The sequence below is a fragment of the Sorangium sp. So ce185 genome, assembly GCF_051526825.1.
Taxonomy (GTDB): domain Bacteria; phylum Myxococcota_A; class Polyangia; order Polyangiales; family Polyangiaceae; genus Sorangium; species Sorangium cellulosum_D.
On sequence record NZ_CP150316.1, the window covers coordinates 2,381,518 to 2,401,742 of the forward strand.

The 20,225-nt window shown below is 71.7% G+C and carries 13 protein-coding genes; 6 read left to right on the plus strand and 7 right to left on the minus strand.

Annotation, left to right across the window (positions count from 1 at the left end):
* Positions 1–7: 7 nt before the first annotated feature.
* A complete protein-coding gene (locus tag WMF26_RS08795; protein WP_437999950.1) occupies positions 8–1,195 on the plus strand; it encodes a glycosyltransferase family 4 protein in 1,188 nt (395 codons plus the stop codon).
* Positions 1,196–1,274: 79 nt separating this feature from the next.
* Here the strand turns inward: WMF26_RS08795 and WMF26_RS08800 are convergent, their stop codons facing one another.
* Positions 1,275–2,408 carry a hypothetical protein gene (locus WMF26_RS08800; RefSeq protein WP_437336731.1) on the minus strand — a complete coding sequence of 378 codons (1,134 nt, stop codon included), beginning with the start codon at positions 2,406–2,408 and terminating at the stop codon, positions 1,275–1,277.
* An 895-nt stretch (positions 2,409–3,303) separates the two neighbouring features.
* On the opposite strand from WMF26_RS08800, the gene WMF26_RS08805 reads away from it, so the two are divergent.
* A complete protein-coding gene (locus WMF26_RS08805) occupies positions 3,304–3,438 on the plus strand; it encodes a hypothetical protein (protein WP_437336732.1) in 135 nt (44 codons plus the stop codon).
* A gap of 67 nt (positions 3,439–3,505) precedes the next feature.
* On the plus strand, positions 3,506–5,635 hold the full coding sequence (gene glgX / locus WMF26_RS08810) for a glycogen debranching protein GlgX (protein WP_437999951.1): 2,130 nt from the start codon (positions 3,506–3,508) through the stop codon (positions 5,633–5,635).
* Positions 5,636–5,648: 13 nt separating this feature from the next.
* Here glgX and WMF26_RS08815 read toward each other — a convergent pair whose 3' ends face one another.
* The 5 genes from WMF26_RS08815 to WMF26_RS08835 all read right to left on the minus strand — a co-directional run bounded on the left by WMF26_RS08815 (position 5,649) and on the right by WMF26_RS08835 (position 14,311).
* On the minus strand, positions 5,649–6,968 hold the full coding sequence (locus WMF26_RS08815) for a GNAT family N-acetyltransferase (protein ID WP_437945676.1): 1,320 nt from the start codon (positions 6,966–6,968) through the stop codon (positions 5,649–5,651).
* A 10-nt stretch (positions 6,969–6,978) separates the two neighbouring features.
* The gene (locus tag WMF26_RS08820) at positions 6,979–7,809 is read right to left on the minus strand and encodes a serine/threonine-protein kinase (protein ID WP_437999952.1); all 831 of its coding nucleotides are present in this window, start codon (positions 7,807–7,809) and stop codon (positions 6,979–6,981) included.
* Positions 7,810–7,934: 125 nt separating this feature from the next.
* Complete coding sequence (locus tag WMF26_RS08825) at positions 7,935–9,740, minus strand: Rieske 2Fe-2S domain-containing protein (RefSeq protein ID WP_437999953.1); 1,806 nt, start codon at positions 9,738–9,740, stop codon at positions 7,935–7,937.
* 145 nt (positions 9,741–9,885) lie between these two features.
* Positions 9,886–11,052: an RtcB family protein gene (locus WMF26_RS08830; RefSeq protein WP_437939605.1), complete on the minus strand. Its 1,167-nt coding sequence runs from the start codon at positions 11,050–11,052 to the stop codon at positions 9,886–9,888.
* 82 nt (positions 11,053–11,134) lie between these two features.
* Positions 11,135–14,311 carry a beta-propeller domain-containing protein gene (locus WMF26_RS08835; RefSeq protein WP_437999954.1) on the minus strand — a complete coding sequence of 1,059 codons (3,177 nt, stop codon included), beginning with the start codon at positions 14,309–14,311 and terminating at the stop codon, positions 11,135–11,137.
* A gap of 403 nt (positions 14,312–14,714) precedes the next feature.
* Between WMF26_RS08835 and WMF26_RS08840 the strand changes: the two genes are divergently transcribed.
* The 3 genes from WMF26_RS08840 to WMF26_RS08850 all read left to right on the plus strand — a co-directional run bounded on the left by WMF26_RS08840 (position 14,715) and on the right by WMF26_RS08850 (position 18,568).
* Entirely contained in the window at positions 14,715–16,595 is a 1,881-nt protein-coding gene (locus tag WMF26_RS08840; protein ID WP_437999955.1) for a D-glucuronyl C5-epimerase family protein, read from the plus strand.
* A 205-nt stretch (positions 16,596–16,800) separates the two neighbouring features.
* The gene (locus WMF26_RS08845; protein ID WP_437999956.1) at positions 16,801–18,102 is read left to right on the plus strand and encodes an FIST signal transduction protein; all 1,302 of its coding nucleotides are present in this window, start codon (positions 16,801–16,803) and stop codon (positions 18,100–18,102) included.
* Between the two features lie 76 nt (positions 18,103–18,178).
* Positions 18,179–18,568, plus strand: coding sequence for a tautomerase family protein (locus tag WMF26_RS08850; RefSeq protein WP_061624068.1), 390 nt, complete (start codon positions 18,179–18,181; stop codon positions 18,566–18,568).
* A gap of 36 nt (positions 18,569–18,604) precedes the next feature.
* Here the strand turns inward: WMF26_RS08850 and WMF26_RS08855 are convergent, their stop codons facing one another.
* Complete coding sequence (locus WMF26_RS08855) at positions 18,605–20,188, minus strand: erythromycin esterase family protein (protein WP_437999957.1); 1,584 nt, start codon at positions 20,186–20,188, stop codon at positions 18,605–18,607.
* Between the last annotated feature and the right edge of the window lie 37 nt (positions 20,189–20,225).

The following is a 20,225-nucleotide window of genomic DNA, read 5'->3' on the forward strand; positions in this document are numbered from 1 at the left end:
GCGCGCGATGAAGGTCCTCGTCTTCACCCACCATTACCCTTCCATGCGGCTGCCGACGATGGCGCCGTACAGCTATCACACGTACCGGGCGCTCGCGCGCCGCTGCGAGCTCAGGCTCGTGGCCCCGACGCCCTGGTGGACGCGCGTGCGCGGGGCGTCGCAGGAGCTCATCGGCGGCACGCGCGAGTCGCACACCGGCATCGACGCGCTGTTCCCCACCTACTGGTCGATCCCGGGGCAGCCGCGCCTGCACGCGCGGGCGATCCGCGCGTCGCTCGGGCGGACGATGGCCGGGCTCCGGCGCGAGTTCCCCTACGACGTGATCCTGGCCGCCTGGGCCTATCCCGACACGGTCGCCGCGGACGTGTTCGCGCGGGAAGCGGGGGTGCCGCTCGTCACGACGGTGCTCGGCAGCGACATCAACGAGCAGCCGAGGGACGCCGTGCTGCGGGCGCAGATCGCGCCGGCGCTCCAGCGCTGCGCCCGGGTGGTGGCGGTGAGCGGGGCGCTCGGCGAGCGCCTCGTGGAGCTCGGGGTGCCGCGGGAGCGCGTCGTGGTGCAGCTCAACGCGGTCGACGGCGCGCGGTTCTCGATCCGGGACCGGGCCCCGCCGCGGCAGCGCCTCGGTCTGCCGGTGGACGCGAAGGTGGTGCTCTACGCGGGCTACCACGTGCCCGAGAAGGGCGTCGACGTCCTCGTCGAGGCGATGGCGCGCCTCGCCGAGGCGGGCCGCCGCGACGTGCACCTCATGATGGTCGGCGGCGGCGAGCTGCTCGAGCCGCTGCGCGCGCGGGTGCGCGCGCTCGGCCTCGCGGACCGGGCGCGGCTGTACGGCTGGGCGCTGCCCGCGGAGATCCCGGAGTACATGGCGGCGTGCGACGTGTTCTGCCTGCCGAGCCGCCGCGAGGGTTGCCCGAACGTCGTCCTGGAGGCGCTCGCCTCGGGCCGCCCCGTCGTCGCGACCCGGGTGGGCGGCGTGCCGGAGCTCGTGTGCGAGGGGCCGGGGGGCAACGGCCTGCTCGTCCCCGCGGGCGATCCGCAAGCGCTCGGGCACGCGCTGGTCCGCGCGCTGGACATGGCGTGGGATCCGGAGGCGCTGCGCGGCAGCGTGGGCGCGCTCTCGTGGGATGTCGTGGGGGATCGTTATTACGCGCTCCTCGAAGAGGTGCTCCGGGAGCGGCGCGGGGCGGGCTGAGGCTCTGTCGAGAGCTGCCCGGCCCCGTGGGAGGGGGCTTGTCGCGCGGGGGGCCCCGGAGGCCGGGTCTCCGGGCGCGTCAGCTCGCGCAGGGCGGCGGCTTCAGCCGGTAATCCCGGTAGTCCCCGGGGTTGCCCGTCTTGCCGTCGAGCGCCGCGATCGCGATGTTGTACATCTCGCGCGCGGTCACGTAGTGGAGCACCCACTCCTTACCATCGTTGTACCGGGTCGTGAGCTCCCGGTGCAGCGTGTGGCTCCCCGCGCCGAGCAGCGACTCCGCCTGATCCTCGGGCGCCCCGTGCGTGTAGACCTTGACGAACACCCACTCGGGCCGCCCCTCGATGTGGATGTTCTGATCCACCCACGTCTTCACCCGGTCCGGCGTCGGCGGATCGACCGCCTGGAGCGCGCCGTACTCCATCCGCACCCGCACCCGGTTCCCCCGGCGCGTCAGCGCGAGCGCGAGCGGACCCTCGATCATCAGGATCCGGTCCTCCAGCACCTCGCCGACCTTGGCCCGGGCGCCGACGGCGTGGGCCCTCCGGCGCGCCAGGTTGCCGGTCGGCCAGTAGATCTGGTTCACGATGCTGTGCTGCGACTCGTCAGGGGCCGACGGGAACGTGTAGTCGGCATAGCAGCCGGTCTCGAACAGGAGCGGGAGCTCCGCGTCGACTCCGCAGTTCCGCGAGTCCCGCCCGGAGTTCGCCAGACACCAGTTGCCGTGGATGAACCCGTATCGCATGCGCCCGTCCGCGTCGCGCGAGAAGTGCCCGTGCTTCCCGAGGATCTCCAGGTACCTGCGGATGTCCGCGCGCAGGTTCTCCTCCGTGTCGTTGTGGTGGTGCAGGTGCAGCTCCACCTCGCCGAAGCCGCGGCGCGTGAGATCCGCCAGCGCGTCGAGCCACCCGGGCGTGTACTGCTCCCCCGGGAAGAAGAAGCTGTGGCGCGGGTGCCGGCCGTCCGCGTCGCGGTAGGCGCCGGCCATCTCGGGATATCGCTCCGACCACGCCCTCACCCGCGCGTCGCCGACCTCCGGCGTCGCGTTCTCCCACCCCGGCTCCCAGTGGTCGCAGACCGCGAAGAGGAGGTGTCGCGGGCCGATCGGACGCGGACTGCGGGCGTTCTCGATCCTCTGGCGGGCGTAGCCGCCGAGCCAGTTGTGGAGGTTCTTGTTCTTGAGATACTGGAGCTTCGCCTGGAGTGTTCCGATCATGAGCTTTCTCGACCGCGGCGCGTTGGACCGGCGGCCGCCGCGGCGGACCGGAGTCTAACCTGGGCCCCCCGGGCGCTGCTACAGCCGCCTCGTTCGTCCACGCCGCGGCCGAGACGGCCTCTCCCGATGTGCGCGATCGGCCCCGCCCGCGCCCCGCGGCGCGCGAGCGCTTCCCACAGGATCTCGCGCCGCGCTCCAGGCGCTCGAGTCAAGATGAATCAGGGCGAAGAGCACTGAAACGACGAACGTGTGGCCGGAACGGAGCGGACGAGGCGCGCCGCGACCCCCATCGTCGGCGACCCCTGCGCAGCGGCCAGCGGCGGCCGCCGTCGCGCAGCCGCGCCTGTCGCGGTGCCCGGCCGCGAACCCGCGCCGGCCCCGAGCACCATCCGCCGCCGGGGCGGGGACGAGCGCTCCCGGCGCGCCCGCCCGCTCGTCCCACACGGCCTCGCCGCCGGGGTGCGCGCAGGCGACAGGAGGCCGAATCCAGCCCCGGCAGAGCCCACGTGGCCGTCCAGGACATCTTTTGTCATGATATTACCCTCACGGGCGCGCAATGTGCTTGCAATTTTTGCATCTGGCTGTCCAGGGCACCGATGACCGACGCTGTGGGAGACAAATCGCCCCACGTGTGGCGATTTTGTTGCCCCAAGCTCCACCGTGGAGCGCCGGCTGTTGTGTCCGCGGTGAGCGTACACACGGAAGTGTTGCTGGCATGATGCCTGCTCTCCGTGGTAGCTGACTGTAGGCATCACCGATATCGAAGGAGCCAGGCATGATTTCAACCCCGATGACGCCGACCGAAGAACTGGTCCCCCTCCCGCAGCGGAGGGCCTCCCTCGAGTCATCAGCTTCCATCGCTGAGGCGTGCGAGCTAGCCCGGCGGCTCGCTGACATGATCGAACGCCTCAGGTTCTGCACCCCGGAGGGCGACCAGGCCCAGACCCTCCGCATCGCCGAGGGGATGGCGCGGAGCGTGGCGGACGCCGTGACCGACGTCCTGCACAGCCGCCGCAGCCACGTGGCCTAGCCAGCGAACACACGCCCATCGCAACAAGGCCGAGACGGGGGGGCCCACTCCCGGCCTGGAGAACAGCATGAACCAGAAGCGCAAGGGATTGCGACCGGGGGATCCTTACCCGCTCGGCGCGACATGGGACGGCGTTGGAACGCAGTTCGCGCTGTTCTCGGAGAACGCCGAAGCGGTCGAGCTGTGCCTCGTCGACGACGAGGGGAACGAGCAGCGGCTGCCGATGCGCCACCGCACCTCGCTGGTGTGGCACATCTACGTGCCCGACGTGGGGCCAGGGCAGAAGTACGGCTATCGCGTGCACGGCCCGTGGGCGCCGGAGCGGGGGTTGCGCTTCAATCCCAGGGCGCGCCTGCTCGATCCCTACGCGAAGGCGCTCGCGTCGCGGGTCCGGTGGGACGCCAACGCGTTCGCCCACCGCAGCGGCGAGCCGGACGGCGATCTCGTGATGGCCGACGGCGAGGCGCTCGGCGCCCCGCTCGGCGTCGTCATCGACCCCTCGTTCGACTGGAGCGGAGATCGGCGCCCGTACGTCCCGTTCCACCGCAGCGTCATCTATGAGGCGCACGTCCGCGGCCTGACGATGCTGCACCCGGAGGTCCCGGAAGAGCTGCGCGGGACCTACCTGGGCATCGCCCACCCGGCCATCATCGGGTACCTGCGGTACCTCGGCATCACCGCCATCGAGCTCCTGCCGGTGCACGCCTTCGTGCACGAGAAGTTCCTGCTCGACAAGGGGCTCCGGAACTACTGGGGCTACCACTCGATAGGCTTCTTCGCTCCGGACGTCGACTACCGCGCGGGCGCCGAGGTGGCGTCCGAGGTCCGGCAGTTCAAGGAGATGGTGAAGGCGCTCCACGCCGCCGGCATCGAGGTCATCCTCGACGTCGTCTACAACCACACGGCCGAGGGCAACCACCTCGGCCCGACGCTGAGCCTGCGCGGCATCGACAACCCGACCTATTACCGGCTCGTCCCCGGCAACGAGCGCTACTATTTCGACTACACGGGCACGGGCAACACCCTCAACGTGCGCCACCCGCAGACGCTCCAGCTGATCATGGACTCGCTGCGGTACTGGGTCCTCGACATGCACGTGGACGGGTTCCGGTTCGACCTGGCGGCGGCGCTGGCGCGCGGCCTCCACGACGTCGAGCAGCTCTCGAGCTTCTTCACGATCATCCACCAGGACCCGGTGCTCAGCCAGGTGAAGCTCATCGCCGAGCCGTGGGACGTGGGCCCCGGCGGCTACCAGGTGGGCAATTTCCCGGTGCGCTGGGCGGAGTGGAACGGCCGCTACCGGGACACGCTGCGCGACTTCTGGCGCGGCGCCGGCGGCGTCGCCTCCGATCTCGGGTTCCGGATCACGGGGAGCAGCGACCTCTACGAGAACAGCGGGCGCAAGCCGTACACGAGCATCAATTTCGTCACGGCCCACGACGGCTTCACCCTGGCCGACCTCGTCTCGTACAACCACAAGCACAACGAGGCGAACGGGGAGGGCAACTGCGACGGCGCGGACGACAACCGCTCGTGGAACTGCGGCGCCGAGGGGCCGACCGACGATCCCGAGATCCTCCGGCTGCGCGCGCGCCAGATGCGGAACATCATGGCCTCGCTCCTCTTCTCGCAGGGCACGCCGATGATCCTCCACGGCGACGAGCGGGGGCGCACGCAGGAGGGGAACAACAACGGGTACTGCCAGGACGGCCCGCTCACCTGGCAGCCGTGGACCTGGGACGAGCCGTCGCGCGCGCTCCTGGAGTTCACGCGCAAGTGCCTCCGCATCCGGCACGAGCACCCCGCGCTCCGGCGCTCGACCTTCTTCAAGGGGCGCGCGATCCGTGGAGGCAAGGCGTACGATATCCAGTGGTATCGCCTGGACGGCGAGCTGATGACCGACGAGGACTGGTCGAACCCGTGCACGAAGTGCCTCGGGGTGTTCCTGTCCGGCGAGGGGCTGGACGACGTGGACGAGTCCGGCGACCGGCTGGTCGACGACGACTTCGTCCTGCTGCTCAACGCCTCGGAGTGCGACCTGCCGTTCCTGCTCCCCTTCGCCGACGATCCCAGGCCGTGGCAGCTCCTCGTCGACACGCAGGACGACGCGGCCACCGAGACGCGCAAGGGCGGGGAAGAGACGTCGCTGATCGCGCGCTCGCTCAAGCTCTTCCTCCGGAGCCGGCGCGGCGCCTGAGCGGCGCCGCGCTTCAGAATCCGTTGTAGGCGCCGAGGAACAGGGGGGGGCCGGCGAACGCCGCGTCGAGGAGCGCGGCCGCCTTGGCGCTGCCCACCACGAAGCCCTGGCTCAGGAGATCGCGCGCCGACGTGGCGCCGAAATAGATCTGCGTGAGCCGCTCGATGGATAACGAGAGGCGGTCGCCCGCCGTGCTGCCGGGCGCCGTCTGGACGCCGCGGGCCGCGAAGGTGACGTCGAAGGCGCGCGGCGCGTCGGTGAACACGGGGTCCTCGACGTCGAGGCCGATGGCCCCGCGGACGCCGTGCTTCCGCGGCGACGGGTGCAGCGCGAGCGCGGCGGCGACGTCGACGATGCGCCCCATCGCGCCGGCCGCCGTCAGGCCGAGGACGTTGCGGCGGTGCGCCGTGTGCACGGGCGGGCACAGGCCGGGGTGCCGGGCCGCCGTCTCGTACACCATCGGCTCGTCGCGGATGCCCGGCTCGTCGAGCAGCGGCGCGCCGTAGCCGCGCGGCAGCACCAGCTCCACGACCTCGTACTGATCGCCGAGCGCGCCGAGGAAGCCGATGAGCCCGCGGTACGCGCCCGACGTCGGCGCGCGGAGCTCGCGGACGAGCAGCTGCTGGACGCCGTAAGAGCCGCCCTCCGGGACGTCGAAGAACAAGTAGCCGGCGATCGCCTTGGAGCCCGGATCGACGTAGACCGCGCCGCTCGGGGAGCGCTTGAACACGCGCACGTCCCACCAGTAGTCGCTCCGCGAGAGCTGCCCCGTGGTGTCGGCTCGCGCGAGGTCGTAGGCCTGCTTGATGAGCGGCTCGTCCCGCGGGCGGGAGAAGGCCCGCACGTGGCGGCGCAGCACCGAGTCCGGGAGCCGGTCGGGCGAGGTGCGCACGACGTCCCGGAGCTCGCACACGCCGAAGCCGAACCTGCGGTAGAACGAGAGCCGGAAGGGGTGGAGCAGCGCGAGCGCCTCGCCGCGGCGGCGCATGCGGCGGAGGCTCTCGCGGACGAGCCGATCCGCGATGCCCCGGCGGCGGAACTCCGGGAGCACCGCCACGGACGCGAGGCCCTGGAAGGGGACGTCCGCGCCCGCGAAGCTCATCGTCAGGTCGAGCGAGGAGACGTGCCCGACGAGCTGGCCGTCGGTCTCCGCGACGATCACGTTGTCGAGGGCGAGGTGCGCGTGCTCGGTGAAATACCGCAGCCACGCCTCCGGATCGCCCGCCTGGAACGCGCGGTAGGCGACCGAGGCGAGCGTGCCCTCCTCGCCCTTGCGGGCGCTGCGAAACACGAGCTCGTGGTTGGGACGGCTCGGGATGCGGGCGCGCGCCATGGCGGCTAGGCTAGCCCGCTTCGGGAGGCGCGCCCACAGGGCTCGGCGGCCCGGCGGCCATGGCCCGGTGCAGCGCGTCCGCCATCTCCTCGGCCGAGCCGAAGCGGCCGGTCGGCTCGCGGGACAGCGCCCTGACGAACCACGCGTCGAGGGCAGGCGTGACGTCGGCGGAGCGCTCGCTCGGGAGCGGGAAGATGCCGATACGGATGGCGCCCAGCAGCGCCTCGAGCCCCTTCTGCTCGAACGGCGGCGCGCCGGTGAGCGCCTGGTACGCCATGACGGCCACGGACCAGAGGTCCGAGCGGCCATCGACCCTCTTCGGGTTGAAGAACTGTTCCGGGCTCATGTAGACGAGGTTGCCGACGACCGCGCCCGTGGCCGTCAGCGTCGTCCCGTCGGGGTCGACATCCCCCCTGGCCACGCCGAAATCGAGCAGCTTGACGCAGATGCTCCCGCCGTCGTCGGCGAGGAAGACGTGCTCCGGCGTGATGTCCCGGTGAATGATCCCGAGCCTGTGCGCCGCGGTGAGCGCCCCGCAGAGCTGCGAGACCAGGGAGACCGTCTCCTGCAGGGACAGGCGCCCGGAGCGCGCGAGCCGGTCGGACAGCTCCTCACCGCGCAGCAGCTCCATGACGATGTACGGGAGGCCGCCGGCGGCGACGCCGTGCTCGTAGACCTCGGCCACGTGAGGGCTCTTGATCCTCGCCATGAGCGCGCCCTCGCGGTGGAACCGGGCGACCGCGATCGGATCGGTCGCGAGCGACGCAGAGATGAACTTGACGGCGACGTCCTTGCCGAGCCCGAGGTGGTATGCCGTCCAGATGCTGCCGATCCCCCCCATCCTGAGGAGGCTGACGAGCGTAAGGTGCGGCGCTACGTGGGACCCAGGCTCAAGCCGCATAGACAATCAGTATGCATGATGGTCCCTAGTCTGGCCACTGACGGAGCCGCGGATCCGCGCGCGGCTCAATACAGCCCCTCGGGTGGCCGACCATCGGACATGAACTTCTTCGCCACGGCCGCGAGCCGGCGCGCGTGGAGCTCCCGCCGGACGGGGACCACGTAGGCGAGCAGCGCCGCGAGGTACGCGCCGTCGGGCTGCGGATCGGACGACTCGAGGCGCCTGAGCGCCTCGAGCGTCTTCACGGCGTGCGCCGTGAAGATCGGCCTCACGGCGGCGTCGAGCGCGGCGAACGGCGCGAGCTCCGCGAAGGCGCGGAGGCGCCCGCCGGCGTCGAGCTCGCGCGCGATCGCGAGCGCCCCGCCGACGTCGCGCGCCTCCGCCGCCTGGAGCAGCGTGCCGCCGGGCGCGCGCGCCGTCAGCGCGGCCGACGCGGGCGGCGCGGCGGCGTCCGCGTTGCGGAGCTTGCCGACGAAGCCGGCGGCGAGCACGGCGAGCTGCGCGGCCTCGCGCGGGGAGGCCTCGCGCCCGAGCGCGGCCGCCGCCTCCGCGAAGGTGACGGCGTGGGTGACGTCGAGCACCCCGACCTCGGCGTCGAGGCGCTGCTCCCAGGCCGGATCGAAGCGCGCAAGGCGGACGGCCGCGGCGTGGCCGATCGCGACGAGCAGCGCGAGCGGGCCGGCGCCGCGCGCGAGCCAGCGCACGGTCGCCTCCACGGCCGGCCGCTCCCCGGCGAGCACCTCCGCCTCGAAGGCGGCGCGCTCCGCCGGGTCGAGCGGCGCGGCGCCGGCGGCGGCCGGGCCGGCGCCGCTCGAGCCCGCGGGCTCCGCGGCGGCCTCGGCGCCGGGCAAAGGCAGCTCGGCGAGGCGCGCGAGCGCGGCGCGCGTGGCGGCGAAGGGGGGCAGGCTCGTGTCGGCGGTGGCCCAGGCGAGCTGCACCGTCGAGGCGGCGAGGACCTCGTCGGCCGCCGACGAGAACCGCTCGGCCAGCTCCAGCGCCTTCGCGAGGAAGATCGCGCCGTGCCCGTAGTCGTAGAGGTGCTGCGCGACGAAGGGCAGGAGCGCCCGGCGCGCGCCGGCGGCGCCGCGGACCTCGACCAGCTCGCGCATCCGCGCCTCGGCCTCGTCGCGCCGCTCCGCCGCGAGCGCCTCGCTCACCTTCGCCGGCTCGTCGAGCTCGAACTCGACGATGCGCGCGAGCGGCGAGCGCGCCGTCGCCCTGCCGGCGCCCTTGCCGCGCGGGCCGAGCCGGGCCGACGCCTCGCCGATCGCGTGGGCGGCGACCACGAACGCCTCCTCGGCGGGGACCCAGCCGCGCTCGACCCAGGCGCAGAGATCCGAGAGCAGCGCGAGGCCGTGATCGAAGCCGTACTCGGCGCGCTCGGCCCCGTCCTTGGCGAGCACCTCGAACGCGAGGTGGAGGCTGCCGAGGCCGGTCTCCATGCGGTGGAGCCCGAGCGCGCCCAGCCGGAGGCCGTCGCGCAGGGCGCGGGCCGGGTCGTCGCGGAGGATCGCCTCGCGAAGGCTGGCGACGAGGCGCCGCACCTCGGCCGCGGTGTCGACGGCCCGGTTGAGCAGCACGCGGCCGCCGTCGACGCGGGTGGCGTAGCGCCGCACCGGCTCGCCGCCGAACGTGCAGGCGCCCGAGGCGACGTCGAACTTCCAGTTGTGCCACGCGCACGTCAGCACGCCGCCGCGCAGCGCGCCCTCGGAGAGCGGGTAGCCCTGGTGAGGGCAACGATCGTCGAGCGCGTGGACCTCGCCGCCCCGGAGGACGCAGGCGAAGCGCCGCCCCGCGTCGTCCTTGCGGAGCACGGGCTCCTCCGCCGGAAATTCGGAGAGGGGGCCCAGATCGATCCAGTCCGACTTCATGGCTTCCCTGCGCTGCGGCGCGCGGCACGTCCGATCGCGGCGTGCGTCGCGGCAGCGACGCGCATGCTAGCCGAGAGCGGGGCGGGAAGGGACCGCGAACCCCGGGCGCGCCTCGCGGAGACGCGGCGAGGCCCGCGCCGGTCGATCACCCCTTCACGCACAGGACCTGCCGGAGCTCGGCGACGATCTCCACGAGATCGCGCTGGTCCTCCATGACGCGCTCGATCGGCTTGTAGGCGGAGGGGATCTCGTCGAGGACGCCGCCGTCCTTGCGGCACTCGACGCCGGCCGTCTGCGCGGCCAGGTCCTTCGTGGTGAAGCGCCGCTTCGCCTCGCCGCGGCTCATCTTGCGGCCCGCGCCGTGCGACGCGCTCTCGAACGCCTCGGGGTTGCCGAGGCCGCGGACGATGTAGGAGCGCGTGCCCATCGAGCCGGGGATGATGCCGAGCTCGCCCTTGCCGGCGCGGATCGCGCCCTTGCGCGTCACGAGCACCTCCTCGCCGAAATGGATCTCTTCTGACACGTAATTGTGATGGCAATAGATGGCTTCCTGGATCTCGAGCTGCGGGAAGTGCCGCCGGAGGACGCCCTCGGCGAGGTGGAACATGGCCTCGCGGTTCGCGCGGGCGTAGCGCTGCGCCCAGAAGAGGTCGTGCCGATAGGCCTTCATCTCCGGGGTGCCGGCGAGGAACACCGCGAGCTCGCGGTCGGGCAGGTCGCGGTTGTGGGCGAGCTTCTTCGCCGTGGCGATGTGGATCTCGGCGAGCTCCTTGCCGATGTTGCGCGAGCCGGAGTGGAGCATCAGCCACACGCCGCCGTCCGTGTCGAGGCAGAGCTCGATGAAGTGGTTGCCGCCGCCGAGCGTGCCGAGCTGACAGCGCGCCCTCGTGAACAGCCCCTTCACCTTCGGGGTCAGGCTCGCGAACTCGTCCCAGAGCGGCAGGCCCGCGAACCCCTTGAGCGGCGTGTCGTGGGCGGCGAACCCGACGGGGATCGCCCGCTCGAGGTCGCTCCGGATCCGCTTGAGGTCGTCGGGCAGGTCGGCCGCGGTGAGGTTCGTGCGGAGCGCGCCCATGCCGCAGCCGATGTCGACGCCGACGGCGGCGGGCGCGACGGCGTCCCGCATCGCGATGACCGAGCCGACGGTCGCGCCCTTGCCGAAGTGGACGTCGGGCATCGCGGCGACGTGGTGGAACACCCAGGGCAGGGCGCTGATGTTGCGCAGCTGCTCCAGCGCGACCGGCTCGACCTCCTCCGGCCGGGTCCACAGCTTTATGTCCACGTTCTTGCCCTTGATCTGCGCCGGTCCCATCCGGGAAGCGTAGCGCGCGGCGCGCCGGGCGGCGAAGGGAGGGAGGGCGGGCAGGGGAGGCGCGCGCCGCCTCCCTCGCGGGTCACGGCAGGAGGTTCGAGGCGTCGAGATCGAGCTCGTGGATGCCGTACCGATCGGCGGCGACCACGACCTCGTCGCGCGCCCGATCGAGCAGCACCCGGGGGGACGACGCGCCGTGGAAGAACGCCTGCGCCACGGGGCTCCGCGGGTCGTCGTAGTCGACCATCAGCGTGCCGCCGTACACGTTGAAGAACGCGCGGCGCTCGGCGGCGTACGGCATGAGCGTCATCCACCTGTCGACGGGCGTCTCCGAGAGGACGTCGAACCCGGTCGACGATCTCGTGTCGCTGGCCCTCAGGATCGCGAAGCTGCGGGGCTCGTCTCCGTGGCTCCATCGCCAGTACGTCGGCCAGCTCCGCTCGCCGTACGTCAAGAGCGCCCTCTGGTGCTGATCGATGAGGACGGTGTCGCCGAGCGCCTTGCCGGTGAGCTCGTGGTACTTGTTGAGGTGCGCGCGCCCGCCGTACAGCGTCGATTTCGCGAGCGCCGGCTCGATGAAGGAGGGGCCCCACACCCGGTCGCGGGTGAACACCTTCGTGCCGCGGATCGCGAGGGCCTCGCCGGGGATGTTGATCGCCGGGCCGAGGGCGGGCGCCCCCGGGTGGGACAGGTCGACGCGCCGGAGGAAATAGCGCGCGTGGGGGCGCGGGTCGTGGGGCACGGCGGCCGGCAGCTTGATGGAGACGTAGACGTCGCCCTCGTGCGACAGCGAGCTCACGGCGTCCTCGTCGGCCGGCAGCGCGAGGGGCGGCGCCAGGGCCGGATGATCCGGGTCCGAGAGGTCGACCACGTGGACGCTCATCTGCCGGATCTGGCGGCCCACGTCGCCGGCGTAGCAGTACGACTCGAGCAGCCCGTCGAGCGCGGCCTCGTCGAGGACCGGCGCGCAGGCGTCCCTGGCGCCGAGCCGCGTCGTGCACGCGGCGAACCCGCCCGCGCAGTACTCCGGCCCCCCGTCGATCGACTGGCAGGTGCGCTGCCCCGTGTAGTAGGTGCAGCCGTCGAGCCCGGTGCAGGCGTGGTCGCCGTGAGCGTACGTGACGTGCGAATCGCACTGATCGCCCGGCCCGAGATTGGACCAGACGTCGGTCTTGCGCGTGAACGTGAGCGACCTGTTCGTGACGTGGACCCGCGTCGGCTGGTCATGGTCGTCATCGTGAGCAGCGCCGTGGGTCGGGGGCAGGGCCGTCGTGACGAGCTGGCCCGCCGCCCGCGGCCTCCGCGGGTCCGAAAAATCGACGACGCTGATCGTTGTCTCGTAGTCCGGCCAGCTCACGTACCGGGAGGTCACGACGGCGAGCAGGTCGTCGCCGACCTTGTAGTAGCTCGCGTCGGGCGGGACCGGGATGGTCGCGAGCGGCGTCGCCATGCCGGCGTCGTCGTCCGCGGAGATGACCTCCGCCAGGGCCATCGCGTCGGGCTCGCGCTGCCCGGCGTCCTGCTCGGGGTTGCGGATGCGCACGCGGTGATCGCCGTACGCGAAGATCGTGTCGTAGGACGGCGCGAGATCGAGCGCGCCGAGCCGCTCCGGGGCGTCGACGTCGCGCTGATCGTAGAGGCTGAGCTGCGTCTCCGACACGTTCGCCGCGGTGCTCGGGTCGACGCGGAACGAGCGCCGCACGGGGGAGGCGTGCCTCATCACCCCGCGGCGGGTCAGGGTCGCGCCCGAGAACGTGAAGATCTGCACGCCGGACGCGTGCTTCGACACGCCGCTCGACGTGTTGTCACCGGTGAACGGCAGCAGCACGAGGCCCGTCTCGGTCTCGCCGGTCGGCGCCTCCACGCTCACCGCGTCGTCGAGCACGGTGAACGCGCGGCGATCCCAGCTGGCCTCCGACCAGCTCCAGCCGCCCTCGTCCCCGCTCACCTCGGCGCGCGCGAGCATCGGGCTCGGGTTCTCCAGGTCGGTGATGTCGTACAGGCTGGCCGCGAGCCTGCGCGTCCCGCCCTCGTCGTTCACGCCGATCCCGATGAGGCGGGTCGCGCCGAGCACCGGGCGGAAGAAGTCGTTCCAGCCGGAGACGATGAGCTCGCTCTTCTCCTCGATGTTCCCGTCGGGATCGATCGAGAACGCGTGGAAAGGGTCCACGCGGAGGTAGGTGACGGCGAACGCCCGGTCGTCGAGGAAGACCGCGCCGAAGAGCGACTGTCCGTCGCCGAAGTCCGCCTTGTCGATCGGCGCGAGCTCGTCCGGATCCGATGCGTCCCACGTCTGCAGGTGGCTCGACCCGCCGCCTCGCTGCGGGCCGGAGAAGACGCGCAGCATGTCGTCGCGGAAGTCCATGTGAAACCGCGAGCGCACATAGCCGTCCACGGTGACGGTATCGCGGAGCGTCATCGAACCGTCGACGCTCGAGATGTCGACGAGCGACACCTGGCTGTTCTCGTCGTCCCAGCCCACGGGCCCCCGCGCCACGAGCAGGACGTCCCCCTCGCCATGGATGTCCGTCACGCACCCGCCGAGATCGAGCTGGCTGCGCTCCACGAGCCCGCCGTGCGTCACCTCGAAGCTCTTGACCACAGCCTCGTTGTGCCACTCGTACTGATCGTTCCCGAGATCCGTCCACCCCCAGTTGGTGCTGGCCACGTAAAGGGCGTCCAGGGTCGCGCCGTTCGCGTAACGGCTTGTCTGAATGGTTCCAGGTACATCGAATTGTGACAGGAGCTCGGGCGCGTTCCGGTTGGTGAGATCGATGAGCAGGACCGCCCCGCCCGCGCGGCGATCCATGATGAGGCTGCCCGGGGTGGCGCGGAGCCCGACCCAGTCGTTCAGCAGCACGATCGCGCGGTCGCCATCGACGTACATCTCGACGGGCGTCCCGGCGACCGGCATCTGGCCGACCATCGCCGGGCTCTCCGGATCGTGGATGTCGATGACCTGCAGGCCCCGGTAGCTGTTGAGGTTCAGGAGATGCCCGTCCCCGAGGACCCGGTAGATGTCGCCCTCCTCGAGCTCGGTCTGCTCTTCTTCCTCTTCTTCCTCTTCCTCTTCCTCTTCCTCTTCCTCTTCCTCTTCCTCTTCCTCTTCCCCGTAAAACATCGTGGGCAGATCGTCCGCCGACACGAACGACGTGCTCCCGCCGAGGCGCTCGACGGCTGCGGTCGTCTCCTCCGCCGCCGCTCCGGCCGCGCATCCCGGACCGATCGCGAGGAGGGCCGCCCCGAGCCACGATGTCAACGCTGTATTGCGTTGTGTCAAAAAGTGCATCCCGCCACCCGGCTCCTTTCGTCTCAGACCCGATGAGGGCACGAAACCCATGTAGTTCGCCGCCTCCGCGCACTCGGCGCAAGCGATGAATCACCCGGGAACATCTAGGAGTCTTGCTGTCGTGCGGCCGTCACAGGCGGCAGTGGGCTCGCCGCGCGCACGGCACGCGCGGCGGCGCGTACACGCGGCGCCGATGTGAGCATCGAGTCGAGGCGACAGGGGGCGAGCGCCCGAGTCCGGGGTGCGGCGGTCCCCGTTCGGCCTTGCGGGGCCCCGGGGTTCTTGGTACGCGTCGATATCGCTGCTTCCGGGGACCTTGTCCATGCCGTCTTTACGCGTTCTCTCCGCCGCAACCGTCTTGGCCGTGGCCGCCGTGTCCTCCGCGCTCGCGATCGGTTGCGATAGCCGCAAGCCCGCCGAGGAGGCCGCGGCGGGGAAGCCCGACGCCGCCGCGCCGGCCGTGGCGACCGGCGCCCCGGCGGTCCGGAAGGCCGCCGCGACCCAGGGCGACGACCGCTTCGCGGCCCAGATCGCGGCGAATCTGCCCCGGGTGCCCGACCCGGCGATCCAGGTCCCGGAGGGCGGCGGCGCGGGCGCCGAGCTCGACAATGACACCTTCCGCGATCGCACCGTCGCCTTCGTCCGCCAGGTGACCGCGGGCGGCGACAAGGTGACGTGCGATCTGTCCCTGTCGTCCAAACGGCCTTTCCGCGCCGTCGTGATCGGGTTCCAGGAAGGGAAGCAGATCGCCCGCGGGGAGGCGTCGGACGCGGGGCTCTGCGTCGCGCTGAAGGAGGCCGCGCGGCGGGCCGTGGCCGCGGCGGGGGGCGCGCGCGAGGCGCTCGCCGGCGCGCGGCTCGTCGTGGAGCTGCCGGATCATCACGAGTCGATGATCGAGAGCGTCGAGCGCAAGGGGAAGGGCCTCGAGCTCACCCAGGGGCTCGTGCCGGTCCGCGCCCTCGACAAGGCCCTCCTCGCGAAGCGCATCGAGGACGGCAAAGGCTATCTCTTGCGCGTCATCGATCCGGCGCACAAGGGGGTTCACAAGTACTACCACGCGCCCGCCGACCGGTTCGAGGACGAGCTCCACACGATCTACACCGCGTCCACGGCGCTGACCTTGCTGAAGCTGCACGCCTACAAGCCCGACCCGCGCCTGCTCCGCACGGCGACCGAGGCCGCCGGCTTCATGATGGGCATGCAGAGCCTCGAGACGGGCGATCGGACGGCCGGCGCGTTCTTCTACGCGTTCGATCTGGAGCGCAAGCGCCCCGAGCGCCGGCTGGTCGTCGGCACGGCGTCGAAGTCGATCTTCACGCTGATCGAGCTCTACAACATCACGAAGGAGAAGAAGTACCTGGAGTCCGCCGTCATGGCGGCCGACTGGCTGATCTCGATGCAGCGGCCCGACGGCAGCGTGCGCTCGGCCCTGGTCGGGCAAGAGGGCGGCGCGTGGAAGGTCCAGGGGAAGGAGTCGACGCTCTACACGGGACAGGTCCTCTCCGCGCTGTCGCGCACCTACCGGGCCACGAACAACAAGAAATACCTCGACGCCGCGGCCCAGACCGCGGACCTCCTGCTCGCCAGGATCGCCAAGAAGGGCTGCTTCCTCGGCGACGAGTACAGGAAGCCCAACCCGATCTCGAGCTCGTGGGCGGTGCAGTCGCTGCTCGACTTCGTCAAGGCGAGCGGCGACCAGCGCGCCGAGCAGACCGTGTTCCGCTGCGCCGACGACCTCGTGAAGCGGCAGTGGCGCAGGCCCGAGGACGCCTACCGCTACGGCCGCTGGCAGCGGTCGCTCTCGAGCAGCGGGAGCGGGTGGCTCGCCGAGGTGATGTCGGAGGTCCATCACCACTGCCGAACGAAGGCCATGCCGGGCTGCGACCGGTACAAGGACGCGGTGGTCGCTGCGATCCGGCAGATCTTGCAATACACCTATGGGCCCGAGAACTCCTTCATGGTGAAGAACCCGAAGGCCGCCGCCGGCGGGGTGTTCTGGAGCGTGCGGGACCGCTACGTGCGCACCGACTCGGTGTGTCACGCGATGAACGCGTACCTCAACATGTTCGGCGAGCTCGGCGACGGGCCGCTGCTCACGCTCCCCGAGCGGCCCCTCGCCGAGCGGATGGCGCTCGCCGCGGAGGCGACGAGCGCAGGCGCGGCGGACGCCGGGGTCGCCGAGGATGACGGCGAGGAGAGCGACGAGGCCGCAGCGGGGCAGTCCGGGCCCAAGGGCGACGATCCCGAGGAATGAGCGCGCGCGCCGGCAGACCGGCGGCGCGCTGGACCGCGCGCCGCGACCCCGCGGCGCTTCACCGGGCTCAGCGCAGGAGACCCGGTGGGCGAGCCGCGGGGCGCTCCATGCCAGCGGTCGAAACCGGGCGAGCCCGGCGCGCGGTGGTGTATAGGGATCTTGCGAGATCGACCCGACCGGGGGCGCCGCAGGAGGTCCAGATCCGATGAGCAACAACGACGTGGACAGTGGGACCGGCGCGCTCTCCGGCGCAAATGACGCTCTGCGGGCGGGACGCGCGGGCGCGGAAGAGGCGGCGGGGGCGGCGGGGACGATGAAGATGGCCTCCGCGTCCTCGACGGCGGGCTCGACGGGCGTCGCGTTCGCCGAGGCCCTGGCCGCGCTCCGCGCGGGCGTCGGCGGCGAGCCGGAGCATCTCTTCCTGAGCTACACCGAGGGTCACGATCTCGGCGAGCTCGCGCGCGCCACGGCGGCGCTTCCGCCGTCGGTGCGGGTCCACGGGTCGAGCTCCTGCCTCTCGGTGATGACCGCCGCCGGGGTCCACGGCGCGCCTGGCGCCGGCCTGGCGCTGTTCGGCATCGCGGACGCGCGGGGCGCGTACGGCGCGGCCGCCGAGCCGATCGGGGAGTCGCCGCGCGCCGCCGCCGCCCGCGCGGCGCGCCGCGCGATGGAGGACGCCGACCGGGCGGGCAAGCCGCCGGCGCTGTTCTGGCTGACCGCGCCGCTCGGGGTGGAGGAGCAGGTCCTCTGCGGGATCGAGGACGCGGTCGGGGCCGACGTGCCGGTGTTCGGCGGCACTTCCGCGGCGAACTCGCTCGACGGGGCGCTGTCGCAGCTCGGGCGCGGGCAGGCGCACCGCGACGCGGTGCTGCTGTCGGCGTTGTACCCGTCGGGCGAGATCGCCTATGCGTTCGGCTCCGGCTACACGCCGACCGAGCACCGGGGGTGGGTCACGCGCTCGGAGGGGCGGCGGGTGCCCGAGATCGACGGGCAGCCGGCGGCGGAGGTCTACAACCGGTGGACCGGCGGCAGGTTCGCCGCGCAGCTCGGCGGCGGTTCGATCGCGGCGGAGAGCGCGCTCAGCCCGCTCGGCCGGCCTTCCGGCTGGGCCGGCAAGGCCCCTCAGTTCCTGCTCATCCACCCGAACGCGGTGGACCAGGACAACGCGCTGACGTTCGGCGTGCACATCAGCGAGGGCGACGAGCTCGTGCTCATGAAGGGGTCGAGAGAGGGCCTGCTCGATCGCATCACGGCCGTGGCGGGCGCCGCGCTGGAGGTCGCGCGGCCTTCGTTCCAGCCGCAGGGCGCGCTCGTGATCTTCTGCGCCGGGTGCATGCTGGCGGTGCGCGACGACATCGACCGCGTCGTCCAGGGGATGAGCGCCGCGCTGGGGCCGACGCCGTTCCTCGGCAGCTTCACGTTCGGGGAGCAGGGGTGCTTCGTCCGCGGCAAGAACCAGCACGCGAACCTGTCGATCGCCGTGGTCCTGTTCGGGCAATCGGCGTAACCGGCGTAACCGGCGTAACCGGCGTAGATAGATCCGTGGCGGACTGCGGCGATCGCGCCGATCCAGGAGTGATTCAATGTCTCAGGTGAAGATCTACGGGATCAAGGACCGGCTCAACCCGGTGAAGGAGAAGCTGTCGCGGGTGATCCACGCCTGCGTCATGGAGGCGCTGGGGATGCCGCAGGACAAGCGGGCCCACCGCTTCTTCCCGATGGAGCGCGAGGACATGCTGGCGCCGGGCGGGCGCACCGACGCCTATACGATCATCGAGATCTCGATGATGACCGGGCGCACCGTGGAGACGAAGAAGAAGCTCGTGCGGCTCCTGTTCGACAGGATCCGGGACGAGGTCGGCATCGATCACCAGGACATCGAGATCTGCATCTCGGAGTCGCCGCCCCACGACTGGGGGTTCCGCGGCATGCACGGGGACGAGGTCAAGCTGAACTACAAGGTCAACGTCTAGGGCGCCGTCCGAGCCGCCGCTGCGCGGCCCGAAACGTCATCTTCCGGGGTCGTACGGCCGCGATGGGCTGACCCCGCCGACGAAGAAGACGCCGTCGAAGGCGGCGAGCGGGCTGAATTTCTGGAAGGCCCCCTGCCAGCGGTTGTCGATGTCGCCCTCCAGCCACGCGCGCGCCTCGCCCGAGGCGCCGCGCAGGTCGATCAGCAGCGCGCTGGCGGAGCGCGCCGCCGCGGCGTCCGAGAGGGCCTTTTCCAGGCACCGATCGCACCGGCTCGTGGGGATGAAGTCGGACGGCCACTGCTCCGGCGGGACCGGCGCTCCCGTCGGATCGAGGATCGTATCCATCGTCCCCGCGATGAGGACGTACTCCTCCCCGAAGCGCTCCGCGATGAGCTCGCCCGCGCCTCTGGCGCCCACCTTGCCGATCACGACGTCCCCCACGCGGGCGTCGACCTGGGTCTTCAGCAGGTGGTAGTTGTGGGCGTAGACCATCGTCTTGCCGTGACGCGACTGCACCCAGGCGAGGTTCTCGGCGAGCGCGCGCTCGCGCGTCTCTCTCCCCTTGAAGTACACCTTGTAGGCCTCGACGTCGTCCGCCTCCATGAGGTGGCGCGGGTCGATCTCGAGCTCCGGCTCGCGGTCCTGGTAGATCGCCTCGAGGACCCGGATGTTCTCGTCGAAGTCGACGATCGCCGGATAGACCTGCCTCGACCTGAGGTCCCGGACCATCTGCCCGGCCAGCCGGGCGGCGTGAGCGGCCCACGCGTGCTCCTCGGCCGAGCTCGCGCTCGTGTACGCCGCCTCGTTCGCCGCGAGGCGCTCGCTCAGCCGCGCGATGCCCTCCTCGAGCGCGGCCTGCTCGCCCTCGCCGAGCTGCTCGAAGCTGACCGAGGTGAAGCCGTCGAGGTAGTTGCCCGGGATGCGATCCTCGCCGAGGCTCGCATAGTGCTGGCGCACCCGCTCGGTGACCTCGTTCGCCCTCTCGGCGAGCGCCAGGAGCTCGCTGAACTCCGCCCCGGCGTAGGCGGGGTCCACGCTCGCGAGGTAAGGCTCGAGGAGCCTCAACGCGATCACCGGGGCGTCACCGTCCGCGGTGAGGTCCATCCCGTAATAATGAACGGTCGCGGCAGGGTCTCGCTGGCGCGCGTTGTACGCCCTCATCCACTCGAGCAGGCCGCGGACCTCCTCGTACAGCCCGGAGCCGTGGGTGAACCCCGCGGCCATGGCGCTCTCGACGGCGACGTCCGGGTCTCCCTGGACGTACCGCTCGGCCAGCCGCCCTTCGATGATCCCGGACTCCAGGACGATCGCGCGGAAGCCCTTGTTCTCGACCAGGTACTTGAGGAGCCGGATCCGCATCTGGTTGAACTCGTGGAGGGCATGGGCGCTCTCCCCGAGGCCCACGACTTTCGCCGAGCCGAGGAGGTCGCCGAAGGCCTCCATGTCGGCGTCGTCCTCCACCGGATCCGTCGTCTCGATCGGCCTGGCCTCGCGGATCGCCCAGGCCGTGCCTTCGGCGGGCGGCGCGAGCGGGTCGCCCGTGGGCTCCTCGGGGGCCGAAGAGCATCCGGCCAGCGCGAGCGCGCCGAGGAGAGCAGCAAAGGGTCTGATGGGGTGCATGAGGCGGGTCTCCTTCCGTGTGCGTTCTCCGCGCCGC

What these genes read in the sequence shown, in the direction of transcription:
- WMF26_RS08795 (WP_437999950.1), top strand. Translation starts at nt 8, where the DNA reads ATGAAGGTCCTCGTCTTCACCCACCATTACCCTTCCATGCGGCTGCCG.
- WMF26_RS08800 (WP_437336731.1), bottom strand. Translation starts at nt 2,408, where the DNA reads ATGATCGGAACACTCCAGGCGAAGCTCCAGTATCTCAAGAACAAGAAC.
- WMF26_RS08805 (WP_437336732.1), top strand. Translation starts at nt 3,304, where the DNA reads ATGATCGAACGCCTCAGGTTCTGCACCCCGGAGGGCGACCAGGCCCAG.
- glgX (WP_437999951.1), top strand. Translation starts at nt 3,506, where the DNA reads ATGAACCAGAAGCGCAAGGGATTGCGACCGGGGGATCCTTACCCGCTC.
- WMF26_RS08815 (WP_437945676.1), bottom strand. Translation starts at nt 6,968, where the DNA reads ATGGCGCGCGCCCGCATCCCGAGCCGTCCCAACCACGAGCTCGTGTTT.
- WMF26_RS08820 (WP_437999952.1), bottom strand. Translation starts at nt 7,809, where the DNA reads ATGGGGGGGATCGGCAGCATCTGGACGGCATACCACCTCGGGCTCGGC.
- WMF26_RS08825 (WP_437999953.1), bottom strand. Translation starts at nt 9,740, where the DNA reads ATGAAGTCGGACTGGATCGATCTGGGCCCCCTCTCCGAATTTCCGGCG.
- WMF26_RS08830 (WP_437939605.1), bottom strand. Translation starts at nt 11,052, where the DNA reads ATGGGACCGGCGCAGATCAAGGGCAAGAACGTGGACATAAAGCTGTGG.
- WMF26_RS08845 (WP_437999956.1), top strand. Translation starts at nt 16,801, where the DNA reads ATGAGCAACAACGACGTGGACAGTGGGACCGGCGCGCTCTCCGGCGCA.
- WMF26_RS08850 (WP_061624068.1), top strand. Translation starts at nt 18,179, where the DNA reads ATGTCTCAGGTGAAGATCTACGGGATCAAGGACCGGCTCAACCCGGTG.
- WMF26_RS08855 (WP_437999957.1), bottom strand. Translation starts at nt 20,188, where the DNA reads ATGCACCCCATCAGACCCTTTGCTGCTCTCCTCGGCGCGCTCGCGCTG.